The following is a 23,705-nucleotide window of genomic DNA, read 5'->3' on the forward strand; positions in this document are numbered from 1 at the left end:
AGCCTTGTCGATGTTGTCGAAGCTCACGAAGTCGGCCAGCCCCTTGGCGGCCTGGATCCGCGTGATCGCCGCGGTCAGCGTGGTCTTGCCGTGGTCCACGTGCCCGATGGTGCCCACGTTCACGTGCGGCTTGGTGCGCTCGAACTTCGCCTTGGCCATGATCCTTGCTGGTTCCGATCCGGTGGTTTGATGTCGGTCCGGAGGGCCTTCAGGAGCTCGCGATGGGACTCGAACCCATGGCCTCTTCCTTACCAAGGAAGTGCTCTGCCGGCTGAGCTACGCGAGCCCGACCTCCGATGCTTCCGGGCGGCTCTGCCCGAAAAAGACGAACAGGAGACCTTGCCGCGTCGATGCGACCGGCAAGGTCTCGTGGCGTCTTTGCTGCGCTCGCGGTGAGTGGCCCCGCCCGGGTGCCTTCATCGGCTGGCCCGTGCAGTGGATACACTTCTCCCGGCGGAACGCAAGACGAGGAAGTTACGGGAAATCCGCGTGGGAGTCAAGCCCCGGCGACGGCGTTCACGACAGACAACCTCGCTGCTGGATTGGGTCTCGGTGCGGGAAGATAACATCGTCGTCAACCGCCCTCCGGCCGGCGGGATCGCGGGCGTCCACTCGCGCAGCCATTCGCAAAGTGTGTCCAGCGCAGGTTGACGCAGGTGTTTCCCGCCTCGATCTTCACGCCGCGCCGCGACGGAGGTGTCGATGGCGCACCACCCGATCAAACGAGACATACCGATGAAGAAGCTGTCGCTGGACCTGGGCTCGCTGCGCGTCGAGACCTTCACCACGGCCGACGCCGAGGCGAAGCGTGGAACCGTGGCCGCGCACGACGCCACCAACCGCACCTGCGGCTTCTCGTGCCCCGCCACCTGCGGCATCATCCCCGACGACACCAGCACCTGCCGCGCGGTGACGCAGCCCGACTGCCAGTGCGTCTGAGCGCGTAGACGCTCTCCTCCGGAACGAAACGGCGGCCTCCCGCGCGGGAAGCCGCCGTTTCGTTTCCTATCTTCCCGCTCCCGCTCATACCAGGTCCGGGTGAAGTATTGGTGCGTTTCCCCGAATCTCGTGCTGCCGCGATGATAGATCCTTCGGCCTGCAACCACTGCGCAGACGCTGATTACAGTCTGGCCGGCCTCAGCCTCAGGATGACGTCATCGTGGAACCGATCGGGGTGCATCAACCAAATTCCCGGATTTCGTATCAGAGGCAGCGGCAGCCGCGGCCGTCGCAGAAGCCGATCTGCGGCGCGCATTTGTTGTCGCAGGCCACCTGCGAGCAGCCGCGGAACCCGGCGTTCGCCCGCGCGGGCGCGGCCACGGCCTGCGCGGCCCCGAACCCGAGCGCGGCCGCCATCAGCGCGGCGAAGGCACCGCGGCGAAGAAGAGATTTCGTCTTCATCGCTCCTCCTGGGGTGAGGGTGATCCATCACGGAGGAGGTGCCGCAGATTTCACGCCTTCGAGAGACTTTCCATCTGCTGAAAGACGGAATCGGCTCGGATGGACAATCCCTACTCGATCGTCTTGGAGAAGCGGGCGACGCTCAGCATCAGGATCACCACCGCCATGAGGGCCAGGATGGCGGCCTCGGGGACGAGATCCCCCAGGCCGACGCCCTTGAGCAGGATGCCGCGGAGCACGCGCAGGTAGTGGGTGAGCGGGAGGACGCTGCTGATCCACTGCATCACCTTCGGCATCGCTTCGCGTGGAAACATGAAGCCGGAGAGGAGGATGTTGGGCATCAGCAGCATGAAGGAGAGCTGCATCGCCTGGGCCTGGGTGCGCGCGACGGTGGAGACGAACAGGCCGATGCCGAGGTTCGCCAGCACGAAGAGCAGGCTGATCGCGTACAACCCGGCGACGTTGCCGCGGATCGGGACTCCGAAGAGGACCCAGCCGAGGAGGAGGATCACCGTCATCTGCACGTAGCCGACGAGCACGAAGGGGAGGATCTTCCCCAGCATCATGCTGGTCTTGCCGATCGGGGTGACGATGAGCTGCTCCAGAGTCCCCCGCTCGCGCTCGCGGGTGATGGCCAGCGAGGTGATGAGGATCATGGTCATCGACAGCAGCACGCCGACCAGCCCGGGGACGATGTACACCTCGCTGCGGAGCGCCGGGTTGTACCAGGGCCGCACCCGCACGTCGAGCAGGGGGATGGCCACGGCGCGGCGGCCGAACAGCTCCGCGGCGCTGGCCTGGCCGGCGAGCATGGCACCGGACATGGCGCTCTGCGACGCCATGGGATCGGCGGCGTCGACGATGACCTGCGCGGTGGCGCCGCGCCCGCGCTTGAGCCCGCGCTCGAAGTCCGGCGGGATGACGACGGCCGCGCGCGCCCGGCCGCGGTCGATGGCGCGCCGGACCTCGGCGCGGCTGCCGACGCGGCCGACCACGTCGAAGTTGCCGGTGTTGCGCATCACGTCCACCAGGCGGCGGCTGGCGGCGGTGTTGCTCTCGTCGAGCACCACCGTGGGGAGGTGGCGGACGTCGGTGCGGATGGCGAAGCCGAAGATGACCAGCTGGATCGCGGGGATCATGACCATGATGCCCAGCGTCAGCCGGTCGCGGCGCATCTGGACGAACTCCTTCCAGAGCATGGGCCAGAGGCGCCAGTGGCGGACGTCGCGGAGGCTCATGGGGTCGGCCTCCGCGCGAGGGGGAGAGGCCGGCGCGGCCGCGGGGTCCCCCCCACCCCCGGCCCCTCCCCCACGCGGGGGGAGAGATGGGGGAGGGGAGAACTCAGCGCGGGGGCGATGACGGCTCGCCGCGCCGACGCGTGAGGGATGCGCGCCCGGAGGGCCGGGACACCGGCGCGCGTGCGGGGATGCCGGCGCATCGCAGCGAAACCCGGCGCGCCGGGGGCCCGGCGCGGTTGGGCACAGTTGTATCGTGCCCTACCGCGCGCGCAGCCCGGCCCCCGCGCAGCGGGGGACACGCCCGAATCCGGCAGTTCGTCTTTCATCTTCATACGACGGCTCCCTCGTCGCGGCGCTGGAGCTCGATGAAGACGTCCTCGATGCTCGGCTGGCGGAACTGGGCGGTGATCTCTTCCACCGTGCCCAGCGCGATCAGGTGGCCGCGCGAGAGGAAGGCGATGCGCTGGCAGCGCTCGGCCTCGTCCATGTAGTGCGTGGTGACCAGGATGGTCGTCCCCCGCCCCGCCAGGTCGTAGATCAGCTGCCAGAAGGTGCGGCGCGCCGCCGGGTCGACCCCCGCGGTGGGCTCGTCGAGGAAGAGCATGCGCGGGCGGTGCGCGGTGGAGCAGGCCAGCGCCAGCCGCTGCTTCCACCCGCCGCTGAGCGTGCCCGCGAGCTGGTCCGCGCGCTTCTCCAGCCCCAATTCGGCCACCAGCTCGTCGATGCGCCGGGCCCGCTCGCGCCCCGACAGGCCGTAGACCGAGGCGTAGAAGCGGATGTTCTCCAGCACGGTCAGGTCGTCGTACAGCCCGAACTTCTGCGACATGTAGCCGATGTTGCGGCGCACCTGCTCGGACTCCTTCGCCACGTCGTAGCCGACGACGGTGGCCCGGCCGCCGCTGGGCTCCATCAGGCCGCAGAGCATGCGGATCGTCGTCGTCTTCCCCGACCCGTTGGGCCCCAGCAGCCCGAACACCTCGCCGGCGGCGATGGTCATCGACAGCCCCTCCACGGCCACGAGCGGGCCGAAGACCTTGCGCAGGCCGTCCGTCACCACCGCGGGTTCGCGCGACTCGGCGTTCATCGCCGCTCCGCGGGGGAGAAGGTGACGGTGATGGGAAGGCCGGCCTTCAGCATCGGCTCGCCCTGCGGGAAGTCGACGCGCACGCCGAAGAGCAGGTCGGCGCGCTCGCGCTCCGTCAGCGCCACGCGCGGGGTGAATTCCGCCCTGGTGTTGATGGAGGTGATGCGCCCGCGGAACGCCTGGTCCGGCATCCCGTCGAGCCGCGCGGTGACCGCGTCGCCGATGCGGAGCGAAGGGAGGACGCGCTCGTTGACGTAGACGCGCGTGTACGGGTGGCGCGCGTCGCCGACGGTGACCACGGGCTGCCCGGCGGCGATCACCTCGCCCGGCTCGGCCCAGCGGCCGACGACGACGCCCGGCGCGGACGCCGTCAGCGTGAGGTCGTTCGCCGTGGATTGCGACGTGGCGAGCGCGGCCTGGGCGCTGTTGACCTGGGCGCGCGCGGCGTCGATCTGCTCGCGCCGCGGGCCGCGCTGCAGGGCGAGGAGGACCTCGCGCGCGGCGTCGCGGCGGCGGGCGGCCACGCGCGCGGCGGTCTGGGCGGCGTCGAACTGCTGGCGGCTGACGGTGCCGTGGGCCGCCAGCGGGCGCAGGCGCTCGACGTCGCGGGCGGCGCGGTCGGCCTCGGCGGCGGCGGCGGCCACGTCGGCCCGCGCGCGGGCGATCTCTTCGGGCCGCGTGCCCGCCTCCAGCTCGCTGAGCCGCGCCTGGGCCTGCTGCACGGTGGCCTCGCGCACGTCCACGTCGCCCACCGCCGCCGTCTGCGTCAGCGCGGCCAGGGTGTCGCCCGCGCGGACGGTGTCGCCCTCGCGCACGTAGACGCGCACGACGCGCGCGGGCTGCAGCGGCGCGGCGTCGAGCTCGGTGATCTCCAGCGTCCCCGTTGCCTCGATCGCATCTCCATCCCCGCCGCACGCCGAACCGGCCAGCGCGAGCGCGCAGAGGAGCGCGGCCGCGTATCTATCGCTCATCGTCCTCTCCATCCGTCGAGGTCACGCCCGGCCGCGCCTCGAGCGCCGAGAGCACGAACGCGGCGGCGTGGCGGGCGTAGGCGTCGAGCTCGTCGTCCGTCGCGCCGCCGGGGCCGCGGCCGAGCAGCACGCCCATCGCCGGGCGCACGATGTGGGTGTAGGGCACCAGCGACACGGCCGAGACGGCGCAGAAGCGCGGGTCCAGGTCGGGCCGGAAGATCCCGCCGCGCTGCCCCTGCTCGATCAGGTCGCAGACGCGGCGGAAGACGCCGCCGGCGAGCTGGCCGATGTGCTCGGCGGCGTGCTCGGCGTGCGGGTCGATCATCTCGCGCGCGAGGAGGCGGGGGAGCGTGGGACGCTCGCGCAGGCGCTCGGACTGGAAGCCGATGACGGTGCGGATGGCCTCGTCCGGCGGGAGCGCGGGATCGAGCCGCCGCGCGGCCGCGCCGATCAGCCACTCGAACAGGCGGCGGAGGACCTCGCGGTAGAGCGTGTCCTTGCTGCCGAAGTAGTAGTAGATGAGCGCGGGGTTGGCCTGCGCCCGCGCGCCGATCTGCTTGATGGTGGTGGAGTCGAACCCCTGCGCCGCGAACAGCTCCTCCGCCGCGTCGAGGATCAGGTCGCGAGTCGCTGCTTCGGTTTCCACGTTCCTTCCGGGTCCCGTTCGTCCAGCTTGGTTTCACAGACGTCGAGAATTAATTAATCGGTTGATTAACAGAGCACAAGAGAATTCATCGGCACCTATAAAAAGGCGAATGAATTCACGGCAACAACAGCACAAAGTCGCTGCGCGACTGCGGCCGCTGCATTCGTGTGGGAGGGCCTAGTCCCGCGATCAACTGACGATGAGCGTTGAGAACAGGACAGCCCGACGCTTGACAGGAACCGTTTTCAGACGAATTTGAATGCGGAGTTGCAAGGCGTTTTCACGGGGGGGTGAACACCTGTTGTGCAAAGCGCACGGGATGTACGCACGGCAGCGGGCCCGATCCCACAGCGCGCCTAATCCGCCGCCGAGTGAAGGCCTTGCGGAAGACAGCCGCACCAACCTGGAGAACGGCGATGAAGAAGAAGCTCGCGCTGGACCCGGACGCCCTGCGGGTGGAGAGCTTCGGCACGGTGGACGCCAGCGACGCGCGCGGCACGGTGCGCGCCCACGGCTACACCGAGCCCGACTACCCGAGCTGCGCCCGCACCTGCGGCGCGTCTCCGCCGCCGCCGTCGTCGCTCTGTTACGAGGAGAGGCCCACGCTGAAGGCGTGCTGCCTCTGACCGGCGCACGTCCCCTGCCCCCGGCGCACTCCGCGTCCGGGGGCGTTTTCTTCCCGCGGCATCCACTCCGGACCCGGACACACGCCCATGGATTCGTTCTCGCTGAACCCCGCCGACCTGCAGATCGAGTCGTTCACCGCCGACCCATCCGACATCGCCAGTCCGCCCGGGGGGATGAGGACGTACGAGCCCGGGTGCACCACCCCCGACCTGTGCCCCATCGGCGTCGTGGTCGGGATGAAGACGTACGAGCCCGGCTGCACCACGCCGGAGCTGTGCCCGAACGGCACCGTGGCCGCGGCCTGAGCCGGAGACGAGCGATGAGCCTGAACCCGATCGACCTCGCCGTGGAGTCGTTCGCCACGGCATCGGCGGAGCCGGCGCTGGGGGTGACCACCGAGCCGGTGCCCACCACCATGCGCACCCACGAGCGCGACTGCACCTATCCCGACCTGTGCGGCGGAACGAACTGAGCCGCATCTCCATCCCCCAACCGAGGGAGAATGCCATGAGGAAGAAGCTGAGCCTGGAGATGGCCGGGTTGAAGGTGGAGAGCTTCGAGACATTCGCCAGCGAGTCGGCCGCGCGCGGCACCGTGCGCGCCAACGGCAGCTGCATCACCTGGAGCTGCGAGGGCACCTGCGGCGCGCAGCCGATCAGCGACGTGGCGAAGCTGGGCCCCTACGCCGCCACCTACCTGAACTGCACCAAGTTCGACTGCACCAACAACGGCGTCTGCTGCGTCTGACACCGCGGCGCCATCCCCCTTTCTCGCGGAGCACGGCGATGAAGAAGCTGAACCTGGACCTGGCGGAGCTGCAGGTGGAGAGCTTCGAGACCTTCGTGAGCGACGACGACGCGCGTGGCACCGTGCGCGCGAACGTCGGCTGCGTGACCTGGAGCTGCGGCGGCACCTGCGGCGCGGCGCCGCAGACCGACGTGGAGAAGCGCGGCAACTACGCCGCCACCTTCCGCTGCACCGACAACGGCGCCTGCTGCGTCTGACACGGCGCCTCACCCCCGGACGGGAGCACGACGATGAAGAAGCTGAGGCTGGACCTGGTGGAGCTGCGGGTGGAGAGCTTCGAGACGTTCGTGAGCGACGACGACGCGCGTGGCACCGTGCGCGCGAACGTCGGCTGCGTGACCTGGAGCTGCGGCGGCACCTGCGGCGCGGCGCCGCAGACCGACGTGGAGAAGCGCGGCAACTACGCCGCCACCTTCGCCTGCACCAACAACGGCGCCTGCTGCGTCTGACGCCGTCCACGCCGACAGGAGAACGGAGATGAAGAAGCTGAGCCTGGAACTGGCGGAGCTGCGGGTGGAGAGCTTCGAGACCTTCGTCAGCGACGAGACGGCGCGCGGCACCGTGCGCGCGAACCTCGGCTGCATCACGTACAGCTGCAGGGGAACCTGCGGCAACATCCCCGCGAGCGACGTCGAGAAGAACGGCTTCGACGCCGCGACGATCGGAAACTGCTGCGTCTGATCCCCCTGCCCCGCCGCCCCGGAGCGCCCGCGCGGCCGTGCTCCGGGGCGGTCATCTGTCCGGCCGCGCGAATCCCGCAATCCCCAATCGGAGAGAACGATCGATGAGGAAGAAGCTGAGCCTGAACCTGGACGCGCTGGCGGTGGAGAGCTTCGAGATCGCCAACGAGCGGCTGGCCAAGGGCACCGTGCGCGGCCACGACGTGTGCAGCGACATGTGCACGATCAGCCTGTGCGCGCCCACCTGCGGCATCATGCCCGCGTCGGCCGAATCGGAGTGCAACGCGCTGCCGCAGAGCAGGTTCTGCACGGGCGACACCGAAGACATGAGCGTCTGCGGCCCCTGCTGCGTGTGAGGCGCGGCCGTGAATCACCCTGAACGACGAGAAGGACCGAGATGAAGAAGATGAGCCTGAACCTCGACCAGCTGACGGTCGAGAGCTTCGCGATCGCCAACGACCGGCAGATGAAGGGCACCGTGCGCGGCCACGACGACGACGTGTGCACCGACGTCTGCACCGCCAGCTGCGGCGGCACCTGCGGCATCCTGCCGCAGTCGGCCGAGTCGGAGTGCAACGCCCTGCCGCGCACGCAGCACTGCGTCGACACCGCGGACTTCGCCTGCTGCGTGTGAGCGCCGCCGGTTCCGTCCCCATCCAAGGAGGCACGGAGATGAAGAAGACGCTGAAGCTCGCGCTGAACCTGGACCAGCTGGCGGTCGAGAGCTTCGAGATCGCCAACCCGCGGCAGATGCGGGGCACCGTGCGCGGCCACGACGTGTGCAGCGACGCGTGCACCTTCAGCTGCGCCGGCACCTGCGGCATCCTGCCCGCCTCGGCCGAGTCGGAGTGCAACGCGCTTCCACGGACGCAGGTCTGCCAGGACACCAACGGCGTGTGTGCATCGCAGCCCTGCTGTGCGTGACTGAGTGCTGAGTGCGTCAGTGCATGAGTGCGTGAGTGCGCCGGTGACGAGAGTCGCCGGCGCGCTGCGTTTCTGCATCACCCGCTCCCAATTCGTCGCGGACGGGCGGATTCTCTGGCTCGGCGCGATGCTGCGCGCCATCTTGGCTCCGCGGCCGAATCGCGATCTCCCGCCGTTTCCCCCCATCCCGCCGGACGCCATGCGGATGCTTCGCTCGATTGCCACCGACGCCCTGCAGGGGGTGAAGTCGCTGCGCCGCGCGCGCAGGCACGCCGCGGGCACCGTGCTGACGCTGGCGCTGGGGACGGCGGCCGCGCTGCCGCTGGTGGCCGCCGCGCGCGCCGGGCTGGCGTGGACGCCGCCGGCCGCGGCGCCGGAGTTCGGGCGCGCGCCGGGCGGCGGCGCGGGCGGATGGACGGAGGCGTTCCGCGACGTGGCCTCGCTGCGGCTGGACGGCGAGCGGGCGATGATGACGGTGCTGCTCGTCTCCGGGCTGCTGCTCGTCGCGGTCGCCTGCGTGAACGCGGGGTCGCTGGTGCTCACTCGCGCCTCGGCGCGGCGGCACGAGCGCGCGGTGCGGGCGGCGCTCGGCGCGGGGCCGGGCCGGCTGCTGGCGCACGCGCTGGCCGAAGGGCTGGCGCTCGCCACGGTGGGGTCGGGGATCGGGACGGCCTTGGGGATGATGGTGCTGCGCGCGATGCAGGCGTCGTGGCCCGCGGCCGAGGCGCTCTTCGCGGGCGCGCCGGACGCCCTCGCCGTGGCCATCGCCGTGGGGATGCCCGCGGCGGTGGTGGTGCTCTGCACCGCCCTTCCCGCGCGCCGCGCCGGCCGCGGCGACGTGCACGCGCACCTCACCGTCGGCTCGCGCGCCACGCCGGGGCGCTACGACGCGTGGGTGCGGCGGGTGCTGGCCGTCGCGCAGTTCACCGGCTCGATGGGGCTGCTGGTTGGCGCCGGGCTGCTGGTGCGCGGCTCGATGCCGCACCGCGGCGCGGCGGGCCCGGGCTTCGACCCACGCGACACGCTGACGCTGCGGCTGGAGACGCCGCGGGCGATGGCGGCCGATCCCGCGGCGCGCGCCCGCGCCTTCGAGGCCGCGCTGGGAAGCGTGCGGGCGCTGCCGGGCGTGCGCGCCGCCGCCGCGGGAAGCCCGGACGCGTGGCTCGGCCTGGGGCCGTGGGACGCGATCACCACCTACTGCCGCCGCTGCATCATGGGCGGGCTGTTCGCGCCGATGATCAATGGCGAGGTGCGCAACCTGGCCGTCTCCGCCGGCTGGGCATCCACGCTGGGCATCCCCGTGCGCGGGCGCGAGCTGCAGCCGTGGGACGCGGGGCGGCGCGTGGTGATGATCAACCAGTCGCTCGCAGGCCGCCTCTATCCCGCCGACGACCCGCTGGGGCAGACACTCTCGCTACAGCGCCGCGGGCCGAAGTACACGGTGGTCGGCGTCGTGGGAGACGTGGCGCCGACCGGGCCGGGCACGCCGAACGAGCGCGTCCCCGCCCTCTACCTCCCCGCCGACCTGCACCCGCCGACGAGCGTGGGGATCGCCGTGCGGGCGGCCCGCGGCGATCCGCTGGCGCTGGCGCCGTCGGTGGAGGCCGCGCTCCGCCACGCCGTCCCCGGCGCCGCGATCGGTGAGGTGATGACGATGGAGGCGCGGCTGGCCCGCTACGCCGCGCCGCTGCGCTGGTTCGCGGCGGTGCTGGCGACGGTGGCGATCGCCGCGCTGCTGCTCTGCTCCGGCGGCGTGTACACCGTCGTCGCGTACGGCGTCGCGCGGCGGACGCGGGAGATCGGGGTGCGGATGGCGCTGGGCGCGCGGGTGGGTCAGGTCGTCCGCCACGTGCTGGGCGGCGGGCTGCGCATGGCGCGCACGGGGACAATCCTCGGCGCGCTGATGGCCGTCGGCGTGGGCCAGACGCTCGCGCTCCAGTTTCGCGGCGTGGCGATGGACGACGCCGCGACGTGGCTGCTCGTCCCCACCCTCCTCGCCGCCGTCACCGTCGTCGCGAGCTGGATCCCCGCCCGCCGCGCCGCCCGCGTCGACCCCGTCGAGGCGCTGCGGGAGGAGTAGAACGGAAGGAAATCACACGGAGGAAACGGAGGGAACGGAGGAACTCACCGCAGTCCTCCGTTCCCTCCGTTTCCTCCGTGTGATTCTTCTCTTATTGGTGCGGCCGATCGTGCGCCGCCCGCGCGTGGCTGGTGGAGAGGTACGCCCACGCGACGCAGATCAGCCAGACGGGGAAGACGCCGATGCCGACGGTGAAGAGGCCGAGCACGATCAGCACGAAGAGCATGAACAGCCCCGCGCCGATGCTGGCGTACATCAGCCCCAGCGGGCCGAGGAAGAGCGCCAGGAGCACGGCCGTGCGCACGTTCTTCGGCTCGCGCTGCGGGAGCGGGTGATCGGTCGGGAAGTCGGGGACGGCCATCTGGGAATCGAACGTACGGGCACCCTGGGGATTCAGGGCGGGATGCTCGCATGTCCGGCGGCCCCGTGCAAGGGCAGGATCTCTATTTTTCTCACGCAGAGTCAGCAGTTGAACTGCGGTTGAAACTGCTGACTCTGCTAACTCTGCGTGAAAAAAAAGGATCAAAGCTGGCCGACGTGAATGCCGCACTCGAGCTTGCCGGTGCCCCGCCAGCGGCCCGCGCGCTCGTGCTCGCCCGCTCCGACCGGCGTGGTCAGCGGCTCGTCGCCGATGCTGCCGTAGCCGAGGTCGTGCAGCGGGTTGTACGGCAGGCCGTTCCGCACGATGTACCCCCACACCTCCGCGCGCGTCCACCCCGCCAGCGGGTTCACGCGCACGCGGTCTCCGCGCTCGACCACCGGGAGCTGGCGGCGCGTGTAGGCCTGGTCGCGCCGGCGGCCGGTGATCCACCCGTCGAGCTCCGCCGTGGCCGCGCGGAACGGCTCCACCTTCGTCACCTGCTGGTAGAGCTCCAGGTCGCGCTCCCACAGCCGCGGGCCGTACCAGGCCTCGAACGCCTCGCGGCTCTCCGCCGGGCGGTGCACGCGCAGGTCCAGGTCGTAGCGCTCGCGCACCCGCTCCACCAGCTCCAGCGTCTCCGGGAAGTGGTGCAGCGTGTCGATGAAGACGACCGGGAGCGAGATGCCGCTCTCGCGCAGCAGGTCGAAGAGCACGATGCTCCCCGGCCCGAACGCGGAGACCACCGCCGCCCGTCCCGGCGCCAGCTCGCGCGCCGCCCAGCGCAGCACCGTGCCCGCCGACGCGTGCTCCAGCGCCTCGTCCGCGGCCGCGGGAGCCGCCAGCGCCGCGCTCATGCGGCCACCTCCGCCGCAACGGCCGGCGCCTGCGTCACGCGCCGGTGGAAGTCGCCGAACGCCTCGCCGGGGGTGCGCTCACGGGCGAAGCGCTCGAACAGCGGCAGTACCGTGGGGACGAGATCGTCCAGCGGGACGAGGTCGGCCCACGGCGTCGCCAGCCGCGTCCCCTCCCAGCTCCCGCCGAGGTAGACGGCATACTTCCCCAGCGAGCGGCCGACGAACGCCAGCTCCGCCGTGTAGGGCCGCGCGCAGCCGTTCGGGCACCCGGTCATCCGGATCGACACCGGCTCGTCGGCCAGGCCGATCTTCGCCAGCTCGGTCTCCAGCCGGTCCATCACCGCCGGGAGCACCCGCTCCGACTCGGCCAGCGCCAGCCCGCAGGTGGGGAGCGCCGGGCAGGCCATCGACCACCGCCGCGCGCCGGAAAGCTGGTGCAGCGGCACCAGCCCGTGCTCGGCCAGCAGCCGCTCCACGCTGGCGCGGTCGTCGCCGGGGATGTCGGTGAGGAGCACGTTCTGCTGCGTGGTGAGGTGCACGCCCGCGCCGAAGCGCGCCGCCGCCTCGCGCAGAGCGCTGCGCAGCCGCAGCTTCGGCGTGTCGGACACGCGCCCGTTCTCCACGAAGATCCCGTAGAACCAGCGCCCGTCGCCCTGCCGGTGCCAGCCGAGGTGGTCGTGCACGCCGGTCACCGTCACCGGCAGCGGCGGCAGGAGCGCGCGCCCCAGCTCGCGCTCGACCTCGGCGCGGAACCAGCCGATCCCCCGCTCGTCGAGCAGGTACTTCAGCCGCGCGTGGCGCCGGTCGGTGCGGTTTCCCCAGTCGCGCTGCACGGCGATCACCGCCGCGGCCACCTCCAGCACCTCGTCGGGCGGGACGAAGGCGAGCGGGTCGGCCAGGCGCGGATACGTCGTCGTCTTCCCGTGCGTCCTTCCCAGCCCCCCGCCCACCAGGACGTTGAAGCCGGCCAGCGCGCCGTCACGCTCGATCACCAGCAACCCCAGGTCGTTGGTGTGCACGTCGGTGCAGTTGTCGTCCGGGAACGCGAAGGCGATCTTGAACTTGCGCGGGAGGTAGCGGTCGCCGTAGACGGGGTCGACCTCCGGCTCCGGCTCGCCCCCCGCCACCTTCTCCCCGTCCACCCAGATCTCGTGGTACGCCCTGGTCGCCGGGAGGAAGCGGTCGGACACCCGCTTCACCAGCGACAGCGCCTCGGCGCGCGCCGTCCCCGGCAGCGGCGCGGGGCAGCCCACCACGTTGCGCACCACGTCGCCGCACGCGCCCAGCGTGGTCACCAGCGCCTCGTTCAGCGTGGCGATGGTGGCGCGCAGGTCGCCCTTGATCACCCCGTGCAGCTGGATTCCCTGGCGGGTGGTGATGCGCAGCGTGCCGTTGCCGAAGCGCTCGGCCAGCTCGTCGTGCACCAGGTACTGCGCGGCTGTCAGCGCGCCGCCGGGGATCTTGCTGCGCACCATGAACTGCCACGCGGGCTCAAGCCCCGCCTGCTTGCGCTCGCGGCGGAGGTCGCGGTCTTCCTGCTCGTAGCTGCCGTGGAACTTCAGCAGCTGCTTGGCGGTGTCGGAGAAGGTCGTTCCCCCCTCCGCCAACTCGTCGGCGAGGGTGCCGCGCAATCCCCCGCTCTCCTGCTTGATGCGCTCGACCTCGCTCAGCGCGCCGGTCTCGATATCGATGCTGCTCACGTGGGCCTCTTGGGGTCAGGCGGGTTGCAGGGTCTGGGCGGCGGCCTCCACCAGCACGTCGGCCACCTCGGGGCGCGAGAACTCCGCGGGCGGGCGCTCTCCCCGCGCCAGCGCCTCGCGCACCTTCGTCCCCGAGAGGACCACGTGGTGCTCGCGGCCGTGCGGGCAGGTGCGCGTGCTCGCCATCCCCTCGCAGGCGCGGCAGTAGAAGGCGTGCTCGAACTTCAGCGGCACGATCCCGAGGAGGTCGAGGTCGATGCGGTCGAAGATCTCCTGCGCCGCGTAGGTCCCGTAGAAGTCGCCCACCCCCGCGTGGTCGCGGCCGACGATGAAGTGCGTCGCGCCGTAGTTGCGGCGGATGACGGCGTGGAAGACGGCCTCGCGCGGCCCCGCGTAGCGCATCGCGGCGGGGTTGACGGCGAGGAGGACGCGGTCCGCCGGGTAGTACTTCTCCAGCAGCACCTGGTAGCAGCGCATCCGCACCTCGGCGGGGACGTCGTCCGCCTTGGTGTCGCCGACCAGGGGGTGGAGAAGGAGCCCGTCGACGGATTCGAGGGCCACCTTCTGCAGGTACTCGTGCGCCCGGTGCACGGGGTTGCGCGTCTGGAAGGCGACCACCGTGCGCCACCCGCGGCTGGCGAACTCCACGCGCGTTTCCGCCGGGGTCAGGTTGTGCTCGGGAAAGCCGGAGACGTCGTGGCGATAGAGGTACCGCACCTCGCCGCCCAGCAGCAGGTCGCCCAGCGAGTCGAGGCGCGCCACGCCGGGGTGCGCGCGGTCGCGGGTGCCGTAGACGGACTGCGCCTCGTGCTCGCGGCTCCAGCCGAAGATGTCGCGCACGGTGATCACCGCCGCCGTCTCGCCGTCGGGCGCGATCAGCGCGGCGCGGTCGCCCGGGCGCAGCCCCGCGGCCTCGCTGCGGGTGACGGGGAGGGTGACGGGGATGGTCCACGGCAGCCCGTTGGCCAGCGTGAGCCCCTCGACCACCGCGTCGTAATCGGCCTCGCCCATGAAGCCGTCCAGCGGGCTCAGCGCGCCGACGGAGAGGAGATAGAGGTCGGAGAGGGTGACCGCGTTGATGGGGATGCGCGGCAGCGAGCGCGCCAGCTTCCGCAGCTCCAGCGCCTCGGCCGCGTCGGGCCTCAGGTCCACCAGCGTGCCGCCGTACGGGGTGATGGGCATCTCGATCCTGTTCGTCAGGGGATGGTTCCCGCGGCGGCCGCGGGGGTGATGATTCCGCGCGATTCCAGCATCTCCACCAGTTGCGCCACGCACCCGGCCACGTCGTGCCGCGCGCTGTCGATCACCAGCTCCGGCGCCGCGGGCGGCTCGTACGGCGCGGAGATCCCGGTGAACTCGGCGATCTCGCCGCGGCGCGCGCGGGCGTACAGCCCCTTGGGATCGCGCGCCTCGCAGGTGGCCAGGTCGGCGTCCACGAACACCTCCAGGAACTCGCCCTCGTCCAGCAGCGCGCGCACGCCGTCACGGTCGGAGCGGTAGGGCGAGATGAAGGCGGTGACGGCGATCACCCCGAAGTCGGTGAGGAGGCGGGCGACCTCGCCCACGCGGCGGATGTTCTCCGCGCGTTCCTCCGGAGAGAAGCCGAGGTCGCGGTTCAGCCCGTGGCGCAGATTGTCGCCGTCCAGCACGTACGACTCGACGCCGCGGCGGAAGAGCTCCTCCTCCAGCGCGCGGGCGATCGTGCTCTTCCCCGAGGCGGAGAGGCCGGTGAGCCAGAGGGTGGCGCCGCGGTGGCCCCTTGCGCGCTCGCGGTCGGCGCGGGTGACGGCGCCCGCGTGCCAGGTCAGGTTGCGCCCCGCGGGCGCGTCGACGGTCACGCTCACGCGGCGACCTCCGCCGAGAGGGCGCGGTTCTTCTCGATGTAGTCGTTCCACTCCGGCGGCACGTCGGTGTCGGGGAAGATGGCCTGCACCGGGCACTCGGGCTCGCACGCCCCGCAGTCGATGCACTCGTCGGGGTTGATGTAGAACTGGCTCTCCGCCTCGTAGATGCAGTCCACCGGGCACACCTGCACGCAGCTGCCGTCCTTGGTGCCGACGCACGGCTCGGCGATCACGTAGGTCATCGGGTCCTTGTCCGTTCTGTGGATGGGTCAGCTGTAGATGCCGATGGCCGCGCGCGCCCAGACGCCCGGCTTGAACTCCTCGCCGGCCGGTGCGTCCGCCGCCGTCTCGCGCGCGGCGGGATTCACCGCCGGCAGCGGCGCCGCGGGGACGGCGGCCCCGGCCAGTGCGGAAACGGACGCCACGTCAGCGGTGCCGTGCAGCCAGAGCCAGAGAGATCTCGCGCTCATGTTCGGCCTCGGGGTTGGTGGAGATGTGCGCCGCGCGCGCGGCGACGGTCCGGTCGGGGCGATGCGTGTCGGCCCGCGGGGGATTCGGCTCGCGGCGCAGCGGGAGGTAGAGCAGCGTGCCCAGGACGAAGAGCATCGACGCCTGCGCCAGCCGCAGCCGCTCGCCGGGGATGCGCACCGTCAGCCGGCTCCCGATCAGCACGCCGGGGATCGACCCGGCCAGCAGTGACAGGGTGAGCCGGGGATCGAGCTTGCCGAGCGTCAGGTGCGCCAGCGCCGCCACCAGCGTCAGCACCATCGAGTGGAAGACGACGGTGCCCACCTGCACCCGCCGCTCGTGCCGCGCGGTGACGGAGAGGAAGCCCGTGGTCAGGCTCCCGCTGCCGACCGACGTCAGCCCCGTCGTCGTCCCCACCACCGCCCCGCCCGCCGCGACGAGCCATGCGGGGGAGGCGGCGGGATGGCGGGCGAGACGCCCGAGCCAGGGGTCCAGCACCATCGCCGCGGCCAGCGCGATGAGCATGGCGCCGAGCGCCATCTTCACCGCGTGCCCCGCCGTGGCGGAGGAGACGCCAAGGGAGGCCAGGAGGAGCACGCTCAGCAAGCTGGCGGGAACGCTTCCCGCGGCCAGCAGCGCGGCCGTGCGGAAGTCGACGCTCCCCAGCCGCGCGTGCTGCCACGACCCGGCCAGGGTGGAGACCGCGGCGTTCGCCAGCCCGGCGGCCACCGCCTGCAGCGGCGCCACGCCCAGGCCCACGATCAGCAGCGGCGTCAGGATCGAGCCGCCGCCCATCCCGGTCATCCCCACCAGGATGCCCACCGCCGCGCCCGCCGCCGTCGCTCTCCAGTCCATGCTCCTCCGCTCGCGTGGTTTGGCTTCCGTCTCTCGTCCGACTTGGCTGACCCTTTACGACGCAAAAAACCGCGGCACCCGTCTGGGGTGCCGCGGCCGGGAGGGCGGAGTCTGATCCGCCGGCGATCGGGGTGCCGCTATCCTGTCACGGCCCGCACCCGCACGCGCTCGTCCCCGGCCACGGCGCCCGCCATGGCCTGCATCCAACAGCCGCAACAACACATCGGGCGCATCGCTGCGTCCGCGCGGCGGGGACGGGTGGGGAGGTTCGAGCTCATCGTGCGGTGCTTCCTTCGGATGCGATCGGGTTCGGTGGAGACGAAAAACCCCGGCCTGCGCGGGGCAGGCCGGGGTGGAGGTCCTCTGGTCGCGTTTCGACGCTACTCGGAGCCGTCGTGGTCGCAAAGGCCGTCCGCACCCGTCCCCCCGCCGGGGAGGAGGAGCATGCAACAACAGGTGCACATGCGGACAGCCATCTCAGCCTTCACGATACACTCCGTGGCAAGCGGGTGCCGATAACCATCTGTCTGGAGGATAAACGCGCCCCCGCATCCGCGTCAAGCCCGATCCGCTCCCCATGCGCCGTGGGGGAAGCTCCGTACGCAACGAATGTGGTTTAGGAAGGAGCGCCGACACGCCAATCTTGCGCCTGGTCAAACGCGTCATCTTATTACCTGCCTATTCGATTGAGCGTTCCTGCGCATCTGCGTGATTCATGCGAAGGATTTGAAATTCTCCCTTGAATTCCCTCCTGCAGCAAAGATCGGGCGTGCCCTGGACGAGAGGCCCAGCCGGGGGCTCACGCGGCATTCGATGACTGTATTCCGGAGATGGAAAGATGGCGACCGAGATGAATGGACAGGTGCGGATCCCTCGAAATCTCTGGTCCGTTCGCAACGGATATCTTCTCGTCCTGCTCGTCACGCTGATCCTCTACGCCCTGCTCCTGGTGTCTGCCGTGAGCGAAGGACCTGCCCGCGCATTCCTTCGGGATGCGCACGGCGATGTGGTCTGGTTGGTGTTCATCCTCGTACCCATACTGCTCCTGGCGCTGTCTTTCTTTCGCGTAACCCTCGAACGGAGGCCCGCCGACCAACGCTGGTGGCGAGCCCTGCCGTCGATGACGGTCTCGCTCGCGCGCGTGTCGGCCGCGGTGGTGTTCACGTTGGGTCTGTGCGTGCTTTTCGGCGCCGTTCTGTCCAGTAGCTCGAACGAGGACGCACTGGTCTACGTTCTAGGGTTCGCGGCGCTGATTATCGGAGGGCAGCATCTCGTCGAATTCGAGAGCGCCCAGAAGTCGCTGAACGAGATCAATGGTCATCTGCGGGATACCGACCGCGATCTGCAGACGACCGATCACCACCTTCAGCAAACCACCGAGGAGCTCACCCGCCGATTCGAATCCTTCGAGACAAGGGCGAACGTCCTGAACCGGCAGCTCGGCAGACGGGTGACCGAGCTCGCGCAGACCATCGGCTACGCCCAGTACCGTAAGCTGGTCAACAAGGCCTATGGGAATGCGCGTACCCGGATCCTGGGAAGCACCAACCACTGGCCGGTCGATCCGCGATTCTGGACCACGGATCTGAACGACGAAGACTGCCTCGAATCACCGGATTTCTGGGCACGCCAGGACGTTTTCAAGAACATCCGCAACGCGATCCGCGAAACTCGCGCGGGAGAACACGAGCTGCGGATCACCTTCGCGGGGCGGTTGAACATCCTTTCCGCCGCAGGCGCGCCGAAGCTCTCTCCGCGCAACTTCAACCTGTTCGTGGGGATGCTCTGGCGCCTCGCGCTGGCGAGGCAGCTACGTCGAGAGATGCGCGCTTCCGCCTCGTCGGAGCGATACCGGCGCGAGTCGGAAGTGCGCGTGATGGTGGCGGACATCCCGATCAACGCGCACGTCATCGACGACAGGGCCTTCCTGCTCCTGCACCTCCCGGGAAGCGAAACCGGGCAGTCGTACGGGCTGGAGATCTCGAGCGAGGCCGCCGCCGCCTTCGGCGGGCCGGCCGCCACGGTCTCGGTGGCCGACGTCTACGCGGAGATCATCGAGCGATACACGCGGACCCACGTCCGCAGCGCGCGGGAGTATGCGGCCTCGCTCCTCGTGTTCGCGGCCGTCGCCAACATCAGGCCCACCTTCGACGACCTGCGGCTGGTCGACGACGGCCGTCCCGTCAAGCGCAACGTGAACGCGCTCCTCGACGCCCTCGGCAGAGAGGAATGGGCGAAGAACTACGACCGGAATCGCGAGCTCTGGAATGCGGTCGGGCCGAACGGCGAGGGGCTGCTCATGGAGGGTGTGTCCCGGCTGGCCTGCGACCTTCTGAAACACGCCTACTCCACCCGGAAGATCTACGACCTCCCGGGGCGGGTCGAGTGGCGTACCCAGTGGAACCCGAACATCGTGACGATCGATCGGGTGATCGAGGACCTTCTCTGACGCGGGTGAGCCATGACGCCGCGAAGCGATGAATGGTACGAACGGATGACGGGGCTCATGGAGGAGCACGTCTCGAAGCTCTCGGCAGATTACTGGGAATCGAGGCACGTGGTGGAGGAGAAGATGCGCCTGGCGCGCGTTGCTCGTAAGCAGGGGTACGGGGTGCTGGTGGAGCAGTTCCAGAGCTTCGTGGCCGACCAGGCCGGCACGCCGCGCCCGCGGCCGGGCACGTCGGATAACGCCGAGGTCGAGGAAGAGATTCACACCCGGCTGGGGTTGTGGCTGTGCTCCTACTTCCTCGGCTTTCCCCTCCCTCACCTCTGGGAGCCGGTGCGGCACCTGCAAAGCGTGCTGGAGGGCTACACCGGCAGCGACGCGCTGTACGCGAAGCTCGCCGGCGATGTCTACCGCGCGGAACGAAAGATCCGGGCGCGGGCATGCCATGAGGCGTCGGCGTGGAACATCGCCGAGAGCACGCGGGACGAGGTGCTGGTCCTGGCGTTCAGCCCCACGCTCCTCCTCCCCTACGAGGACCTGCCGATTCCCGAACCCCACGCCAAGTCCGGCTCCGCGCGGGCCGCGTTCGAGGTGAGCGTCAGCAAGCTGGCACGCCAGTATCTCCGCCTCCAGCTCTGGCTGTACCTGTCGGGTGGAAACCCGCACCTGTCGAGTGGAAACCCGCTACGCTACGCATTCCAGATCGAGGCGGCGGCGGCCGCGCTGAGGGAGCACCTGGGCCCGGAAGCCGACACGGCGGCACGCCGGGAAACCGTAGAGCGCCGCTTCCAGCTCATGGGGGGAACGGACGAAACCCTTCTCTATGCGATCCCCGACCACATGATGAGCAAAGACGTGTGGACGAGCTGCACGCTGGGGAAGGACGACGGAGCCGTGACCGACCGCCCCCAGAAGTTGCGTGAATCGACCCGGCGGTCCACCTGGATCCGCAGCCAGTACCTGGCTCTCGAACGCGAGAAGGTCTACACGCTCCTGTTCGAAGGAAAGGAAGCAAAGGAATCCGATAGCGTGCGCAGCGGGATTGCGACGCGGCGCGATGCGATCGAGGCACTTCTGGCTGCTGCTGCGAACGACCCGAATCAGACATCCGCAAACGGAAGCATACAATCCTGACCGCATCATTCACACAGCGCCGATTCGCGGCATCTTCGAGTTGCAGCACCGCCAACGAGGAGAGCCGATGACGGAAAACGCCCTGCCCCAGCGCTGCTTCGCAGTGCCGGGGCAGAGCATTTACCCAGGAGCGGGAGGCGGGCCTCGAACCCGCGACCCCGACGTGGATGGCAGATCACGACTGCGGGCGGCACGCCAACAGGAGGTCACCCCGAAGTGTCCGGACCGTTGGTGCCGTAGTCGCAGGTTGGACCCGCGCAGGGCCCCACCGTCACTGGCGTGGCGTCGTCCCGTCGCAACCGCCGATTTCGGAAAGGCAGATGCAATCCGCGATGTTGGTGCAGCTCACATAGCAGCTCTGCTCCCAGGAGCGGGTGAACGCGCGAGCGTGCACCGTTCCACCCGCCTTCGCGTCCACCGTGCTGACGTCGAACGACTCCACCTTCAGCACGTTCACGTCGAGACTGATCTTCTTCACGACAAACCTCCGTGATCCAGGGGAAAAACTCCGCAGCTCGAGGCTACGGGGGGATGGAACGCCGGCCGCTCGGGATCGGCGGCCGGCCGCGAACGGCAGTTCGGCAGCTACTGCCGGGCGAACTCGATCAGAACAGGCAGACGCAGTGGCCGGTGCAGATCCCGCGGACGTTCTGGCCGGGATACTTGAGTTCGCAGTACGCCTGGCACTCGTCGTCCGTCTCGCAGGCGATCGCCGCCCGGGGAGGCGCCGGCTTTCGACACTGCCTCCCGCGCCCCGAATCCCAGCGCGAGCACCACTGCCGCCAGGCATCCCGCCCTGCCGAGACTCGATCCGCGCATGGCCGCCGTCCGTATGGGAGATGGATAGGGCAAAAACACTTCTAAGGCGCAAATTACACTATATCGTTCAGCAGCACAACCCTTCACCATCTACGAGTGCGACAAATTATAACGTAATACGAGAGTATATACACACTCGAATCACCTGCGACCCGGTCGGCGGAATGCGGTGGGACCAGAGATTGGATGATCAGGAGACGGTGCCGACCGGCCAACCAAGCCCCGCACGGGAATCCGTACGGGGCTCACGGAATCCAGCAACACTCAGCCCGCTATCTGGGTGTGCCGGAAAGAAAAGAGACCCCGCAGGACAATGCCTGCGGGGCCTCTCGACCGAGGAGCGGGAGACGGGACTCGAACCCGCGACATTCAGCTTGGAAGGCTGACGCTCTACCAACTGAGCTACTCCCGCCCATTCCCGCCCCCGCGGAGCGTGGACGGCCCGTAAAGCTAGCACAATCGAGGGTTTACCACAATCCGGCAGGAGAGCCGCCTGTCGGAATCGAACCGACGACCTTCGCATTACAAGTGCGGTGCTCTGCCAACTGAGCTAAGGCGGCGTTTCCGGCCTCGCGCCCGCCGGGGCGAGCGCAAGGCGGGGAAAATAACGGTTTCCGCCGCCCGCTTCCACCCCTTCGGCCGCGGGTGCGCTCGCGCCGCGGCCGCCGGCATCGCCGGGATCATCCCGCAGACGACGGAAGGGGGACGGCGCGCCCCCCGCGCCGCCCCCTTCCTGGACCGCGAGCGGACCGCACTCACGGCTTCTGCTTCTTCCGCCCCTTCGTTACGGTGAGCGTGGGATCGGCGACGGTGAGGGTGCCCATCTCGCGCTCGATGCTGGCGAACGGGCTGAAGATGAATTGCACCTCGTTCGTCGTCAGGTCGGTCGAGCTCCCCCACAGGATCCCGCCGAGGAAGACGGTGCCGTCGGTGTTGAGCCCGAACACCGGCGAGCCGCTGTCGCCGCCCGCCACGAACGCGCCCACCAGGCTCTGGCAGAGCTGCGTGATGTACGAGTCGGTCACGCTCACGTTCTCACAGGTGGCCACCACCTTCCCCTGCGTCCATCCCGTCGTCCGGCCGACCTTGTTCAGCGTCTGCCCCATCACCGGGGTGGCCTGCGTCCCCGCGATGCGGTAGTTGGGCGACGTGGGGTTGATCACCAGGGTCGCGGAGTCGTCCTCGAGCTGCGTGGCGTTCAGCACCTGGGTGCGGGCGATCAGGCCCAGCGTGAAGCGCTGCCCGGCGCCGTACTTCGCGCGCGACGCGTCGCTGTAGCGGCACAGGCGCGCGAGCGGGCAATCGGCGGTGGACGCGTAGGTCGGGTCGTCGACCTCGTGGGCCACGTAGTTGTCGGGGCTGGCCAGGAGCCCGCGCGTGGACTGGTAGTAGTCGGTCGGCGTGTCGGTGCCGCCCTGCACGTTGCTGCAGTGCGAGTTGGTGATGAACGACTCTTCGTTCCCGCGGAGGGCGTTGAAGCCGATGGTGCACACCAGCACCAGCGGGCTGGCGGGAAGGGGGAAGAACTGGATCTGCAGCCCTCCGAACGGCGGGCGGATCTTGTCGCGCAGCCCGGCCAGCTGCCGCACCGGCCCGCGGATCTGCAGCACCGTGGCCGCCGCGGGCACGTCGAGCGAGGCCAGCGTCCCCGCGATGCTGGTCAGCACCGACGCATCCACGCCGGTGAAGCGCAGCCGGTTGCGCCCCTCGTCCAGGTCCGTCGACACCGCGCCGGCCACGGCGAGCACCCGTGGCCACGCGCGCTGGTACCACGCGTCCAGCTGGAGATAGTCGTACTGCGCCTGCCGCACCTTGAGGTCGCCGGCGGACCAGCCGAAGCTGGAGAGGAAGCCGGCCAGCGCCTGCGCAGCCACGGTGCGCTGCGCGGGATCGGTCAGCCAGACGGTAGGAGATCCGGTGTCGTCGATGAAGTAGCCGCCGAAACCGGGGACCACCTGGGCCACGGCCAGCTGGTCGGGCGTGGGATCGGCCGACACCTGGCCCAAGGTGGCCGAGGCGGACGGGCGCGAGGGCGACGCCGGTCCGGGCGCCACCGGGTCCGGGCGGTCGCAGGCACCGGCGGCGATGATCAGCAGCGGGAGCAGCAAGCGGCGCATGAAAGCCTCCTCCACGATGGTTTGCGGGCGGCGCGCCGCGAGCGACCGTCGCCGCGCGCACCGCCGTTCGCTCGCCGGAGAGCCGCATCCACCCCGCACGAGCCGCCACCACGAAGAGCAACGGGCACGCCCCGCTCCGAGCACGATTCTCACGCAAACATCCGAGGCGGATCACATCTCCCAAGTGATTGTGATCCAGAGACATCCATTCGAGGCAACGCAGAGCGGAAGAGACCGGCATCCCAAGTACGACACAATTAATCTACTAAAAATGTGCAGCCCCATAATGTACATTCACCAAAACGGTAGCAGATTCAGAATTCCTCGAAAAACTGCAGCCCCGCAGCGGAACGGCTGCGGGGCTGCGAAAGACGGCCATGTCGCCGCGTCACCAGGCTCGCGTGCAGGGCATGCGATAGATCCTTCGGCCTGCGAGCGACAGTGCAGACGCCGAGGACGTCTGGCCGGCCTCAGGATGACGTCAGCGCGGGGACCAGCGTTCGCGTCGACGCCCGACTTGGGCACTGGGCACTGGGCACTGGGCACTGGGCACTGGGCACTGGGCACTGGGCACTGGGCACTGGGCACTGGGCACTGGGCACTGGGCACTGGGCACTGGGCACTGGGCACTGGGCACTGGGCACTGGGC

At 69.9% G+C, this 23,705-nt stretch carries 30 protein-coding genes and 3 tRNA genes; 14 read left to right on the top strand and 19 right to left on the bottom strand.

Translation table 11 applies throughout. The features are described 5' to 3' along the window. Both VF092_24235 and VF092_24240 read right to left on the bottom strand, forming a co-directional pair. Positions 1-159: GTP-binding protein (locus VF092_24235; protein ID HEX6750425.1), on the bottom strand; the 159-nt coding region annotated here is incomplete at its 3' end. Positions 160-213: 54 nt separating this feature from the next. Then, positions 214-286, bottom strand: a tRNA-Thr gene (locus VF092_24240). Positions 287-735: 449 nt separating this feature from the next. On the opposite strand from VF092_24240, the gene VF092_24245 reads away from it, so the two are divergent. Further along, complete coding sequence (locus tag VF092_24245; protein ID HEX6750426.1) at positions 736-939, top strand: hypothetical protein; 204 nt, start codon at positions 736-738, stop codon at positions 937-939. A gap of 264 nt (positions 940-1,203) precedes the next feature. Here the strand turns inward: VF092_24245 and VF092_24250 are convergent, their stop codons facing one another. The 5 genes from VF092_24250 to VF092_24270 all read right to left on the bottom strand — a co-directional run bounded on the left by VF092_24250 (position 1,204) and on the right by VF092_24270 (position 5,340). Beyond that, positions 1,204-1,401, bottom strand: a complete 198-nt coding sequence (locus VF092_24250) for a hypothetical protein (protein HEX6750427.1) — start codon at positions 1,399-1,401, stop codon at positions 1,204-1,206. A gap of 110 nt (positions 1,402-1,511) precedes the next feature. Then, complete coding sequence (locus VF092_24255) at positions 1,512-2,639, bottom strand: ABC transporter permease (GenBank protein HEX6750428.1); 1,128 nt, start codon at positions 2,637-2,639, stop codon at positions 1,512-1,514. A 328-nt stretch (positions 2,640-2,967) separates the two neighbouring features. Beyond that, entirely contained in the window at positions 2,968-3,723 is a 756-nt protein-coding gene (ccmA, locus tag VF092_24260; GenBank protein ID HEX6750429.1) for a heme ABC exporter ATP-binding protein CcmA, read from the bottom strand. Beyond that, positions 3,720-4,694 carry an efflux RND transporter periplasmic adaptor subunit gene (locus VF092_24265; GenBank protein ID HEX6750430.1) on the bottom strand — a complete coding sequence of 325 codons (975 nt, stop codon included), beginning with the start codon at positions 4,692-4,694 and terminating at the stop codon, positions 3,720-3,722. Before VF092_24265 ends, ccmA begins: the two co-directional genes overlap by 4 nt. Next, positions 4,684-5,340, bottom strand: coding sequence for a TetR/AcrR family transcriptional regulator (locus VF092_24270; GenBank protein HEX6750431.1), 657 nt, complete (start codon positions 5,338-5,340; stop codon positions 4,684-4,686). The genes VF092_24265 and VF092_24270 overlap by 11 nt, the downstream gene beginning before the upstream one ends. Before the next feature lie 416 nt (positions 5,341-5,756). Here VF092_24270 and VF092_24275 point away from each other — a divergent pair, with 416 nt between their 5' ends. From VF092_24275 to VF092_24325, 11 genes are all read left to right on the top strand, one after another. Then, entirely contained in the window at positions 5,757-5,966 is a 210-nt protein-coding gene (locus VF092_24275) for a hypothetical protein (GenBank protein HEX6750432.1), read from the top strand. Positions 5,967-6,053: 87 nt separating this feature from the next. Then, positions 6,054-6,272 carry a hypothetical protein gene (locus tag VF092_24280; protein ID HEX6750433.1) on the top strand — a complete coding sequence of 73 codons (219 nt, stop codon included), beginning with the start codon at positions 6,054-6,056 and terminating at the stop codon, positions 6,270-6,272. Positions 6,273-6,286: 14 nt separating this feature from the next. Continuing rightward, positions 6,287-6,439, top strand: a complete 153-nt coding sequence (locus VF092_24285; protein HEX6750434.1) for a hypothetical protein — start codon at positions 6,287-6,289, stop codon at positions 6,437-6,439. A gap of 35 nt (positions 6,440-6,474) precedes the next feature. Next, positions 6,475-6,714: a hypothetical protein gene (locus tag VF092_24290; protein HEX6750435.1), complete on the top strand. Its 240-nt coding sequence runs from the start codon at positions 6,475-6,477 to the stop codon at positions 6,712-6,714. 38 nt (positions 6,715-6,752) lie between these two features. Then, positions 6,753-6,971, top strand: a complete 219-nt coding sequence (locus VF092_24295) for a hypothetical protein (GenBank protein HEX6750436.1) — start codon at positions 6,753-6,755, stop codon at positions 6,969-6,971. A gap of 33 nt (positions 6,972-7,004) precedes the next feature. After that, complete coding sequence (locus tag VF092_24300; protein HEX6750437.1) at positions 7,005-7,223, top strand: hypothetical protein; 219 nt, start codon at positions 7,005-7,007, stop codon at positions 7,221-7,223. A 28-nt stretch (positions 7,224-7,251) separates the two neighbouring features. Continuing rightward, positions 7,252-7,455, top strand: a complete 204-nt coding sequence (locus tag VF092_24305; protein HEX6750438.1) for a hypothetical protein — start codon at positions 7,252-7,254, stop codon at positions 7,453-7,455. A 103-nt stretch (positions 7,456-7,558) separates the two neighbouring features. After that, positions 7,559-7,810, top strand: a complete 252-nt coding sequence (locus VF092_24310) for a hypothetical protein (GenBank protein HEX6750439.1) — start codon at positions 7,559-7,561, stop codon at positions 7,808-7,810. A 41-nt stretch (positions 7,811-7,851) separates the two neighbouring features. Continuing rightward, on the top strand, positions 7,852-8,088 hold the full coding sequence (locus VF092_24315; GenBank protein HEX6750440.1) for a hypothetical protein: 237 nt from the start codon (positions 7,852-7,854) through the stop codon (positions 8,086-8,088). A gap of 38 nt (positions 8,089-8,126) precedes the next feature. Beyond that, on the top strand, positions 8,127-8,378 hold the full coding sequence (locus VF092_24320; GenBank protein HEX6750441.1) for a hypothetical protein: 252 nt from the start codon (positions 8,127-8,129) through the stop codon (positions 8,376-8,378). A gap of 205 nt (positions 8,379-8,583) precedes the next feature. Continuing rightward, positions 8,584-10,458, top strand: a complete 1,875-nt coding sequence (locus VF092_24325; GenBank protein HEX6750442.1) for an FtsX-like permease family protein — start codon at positions 8,584-8,586, stop codon at positions 10,456-10,458. Between the two features lie 91 nt (positions 10,459-10,549). Here the strand turns inward: VF092_24325 and VF092_24330 are convergent, their stop codons facing one another. The 8 genes from VF092_24330 to VF092_24365 form a co-directional block, all read right to left on the bottom strand. After that, on the bottom strand, positions 10,550-10,819 hold the full coding sequence (locus VF092_24330) for a hypothetical protein (GenBank protein HEX6750443.1): 270 nt from the start codon (positions 10,817-10,819) through the stop codon (positions 10,550-10,552). Between the two features lie 161 nt (positions 10,820-10,980). After that, positions 10,981-11,673: a phosphoadenylyl-sulfate reductase gene (locus tag VF092_24335; GenBank protein HEX6750444.1), complete on the bottom strand. Its 693-nt coding sequence runs from the start codon at positions 11,671-11,673 to the stop codon at positions 10,981-10,983. Then, the gene (locus VF092_24340) at positions 11,670-13,373 is read right to left on the bottom strand and encodes an NADPH-dependent assimilatory sulfite reductase hemoprotein subunit (protein HEX6750445.1); all 1,704 of its coding nucleotides are present in this window, start codon (positions 13,371-13,373) and stop codon (positions 11,670-11,672) included. Before VF092_24340 ends, VF092_24335 begins: the two co-directional genes overlap by 4 nt. A 15-nt stretch (positions 13,374-13,388) precedes the next feature. Beyond that, positions 13,389-14,555 carry a sulfate adenylyltransferase gene (sat, locus tag VF092_24345; protein HEX6750446.1) on the bottom strand — a complete coding sequence of 389 codons (1,167 nt, stop codon included), beginning with the start codon at positions 14,553-14,555 and terminating at the stop codon, positions 13,389-13,391. Between the two features lie 14 nt (positions 14,556-14,569). Next, positions 14,570-15,217 carry an adenylyl-sulfate kinase gene (cysC, locus tag VF092_24350; GenBank protein HEX6750447.1) on the bottom strand — a complete coding sequence of 216 codons (648 nt, stop codon included), beginning with the start codon at positions 15,215-15,217 and terminating at the stop codon, positions 14,570-14,572. After that, positions 15,214-15,459 (bottom strand): ferredoxin family protein, encoded by a 246-nt coding sequence (locus VF092_24355; protein ID HEX6750448.1) that lies wholly within the window; start codon positions 15,457-15,459, stop codon positions 15,214-15,216. Before VF092_24355 ends, cysC begins: the two co-directional genes overlap by 4 nt. 27 nt (positions 15,460-15,486) lie before the next feature. Further along, positions 15,487-15,687, bottom strand: coding sequence for a hypothetical protein (locus VF092_24360; protein ID HEX6750449.1), 201 nt, complete (start codon positions 15,685-15,687; stop codon positions 15,487-15,489). After that, positions 15,644-16,540 (bottom strand): sulfite exporter TauE/SafE family protein, encoded by an 897-nt coding sequence (locus tag VF092_24365; GenBank protein ID HEX6750450.1) that lies wholly within the window; start codon positions 16,538-16,540, stop codon positions 15,644-15,646. Before VF092_24365 ends, VF092_24360 begins: the two co-directional genes overlap by 44 nt. A gap of 838 nt (positions 16,541-17,378) precedes the next feature. On the opposite strand from VF092_24365, the gene VF092_24370 reads away from it, so the two are divergent. Both VF092_24370 and VF092_24375 read left to right on the top strand, forming a co-directional pair. Then, on the top strand, positions 17,379-18,989 hold the full coding sequence (locus tag VF092_24370; protein HEX6750451.1) for a hypothetical protein: 1,611 nt from the start codon (positions 17,379-17,381) through the stop codon (positions 18,987-18,989). 12 nt (positions 18,990-19,001) lie between these two features. Further along, positions 19,002-20,120, top strand: a complete 1,119-nt coding sequence (locus VF092_24375; protein ID HEX6750452.1) for a hypothetical protein — start codon at positions 19,002-19,004, stop codon at positions 20,118-20,120. A 271-nt stretch (positions 20,121-20,391) separates the two neighbouring features. On the opposite strand, the gene VF092_24380 is transcribed toward VF092_24375, so the two are convergent. The 4 genes from VF092_24380 to VF092_24395 form a co-directional block, all read right to left on the bottom strand. After that, complete coding sequence (locus VF092_24380) at positions 20,392-20,598, bottom strand: hypothetical protein (GenBank protein ID HEX6750453.1); 207 nt, start codon at positions 20,596-20,598, stop codon at positions 20,392-20,394. Positions 20,599-21,278: 680 nt separating this feature from the next. Then, positions 21,279-21,351, bottom strand: a tRNA-Gly gene (locus VF092_24385). Positions 21,352-21,426: 75 nt separating this feature from the next. After that, positions 21,427-21,499 (bottom strand) — tRNA-Thr (locus tag VF092_24390). A 195-nt stretch (positions 21,500-21,694) separates the two neighbouring features. Next, on the bottom strand, positions 21,695-23,056 hold the full coding sequence (locus tag VF092_24395) for a hypothetical protein (protein ID HEX6750454.1): 1,362 nt from the start codon (positions 23,054-23,056) through the stop codon (positions 21,695-21,697). Between the last annotated feature and the right edge of the window lie 649 nt (positions 23,057-23,705).

Origin of the sequence: Longimicrobium sp., from assembly GCA_036377595.1 — a bacterium.
Taxonomy (GTDB): Bacteria; Gemmatimonadota; Gemmatimonadetes; order Longimicrobiales; family Longimicrobiaceae; genus Longimicrobium.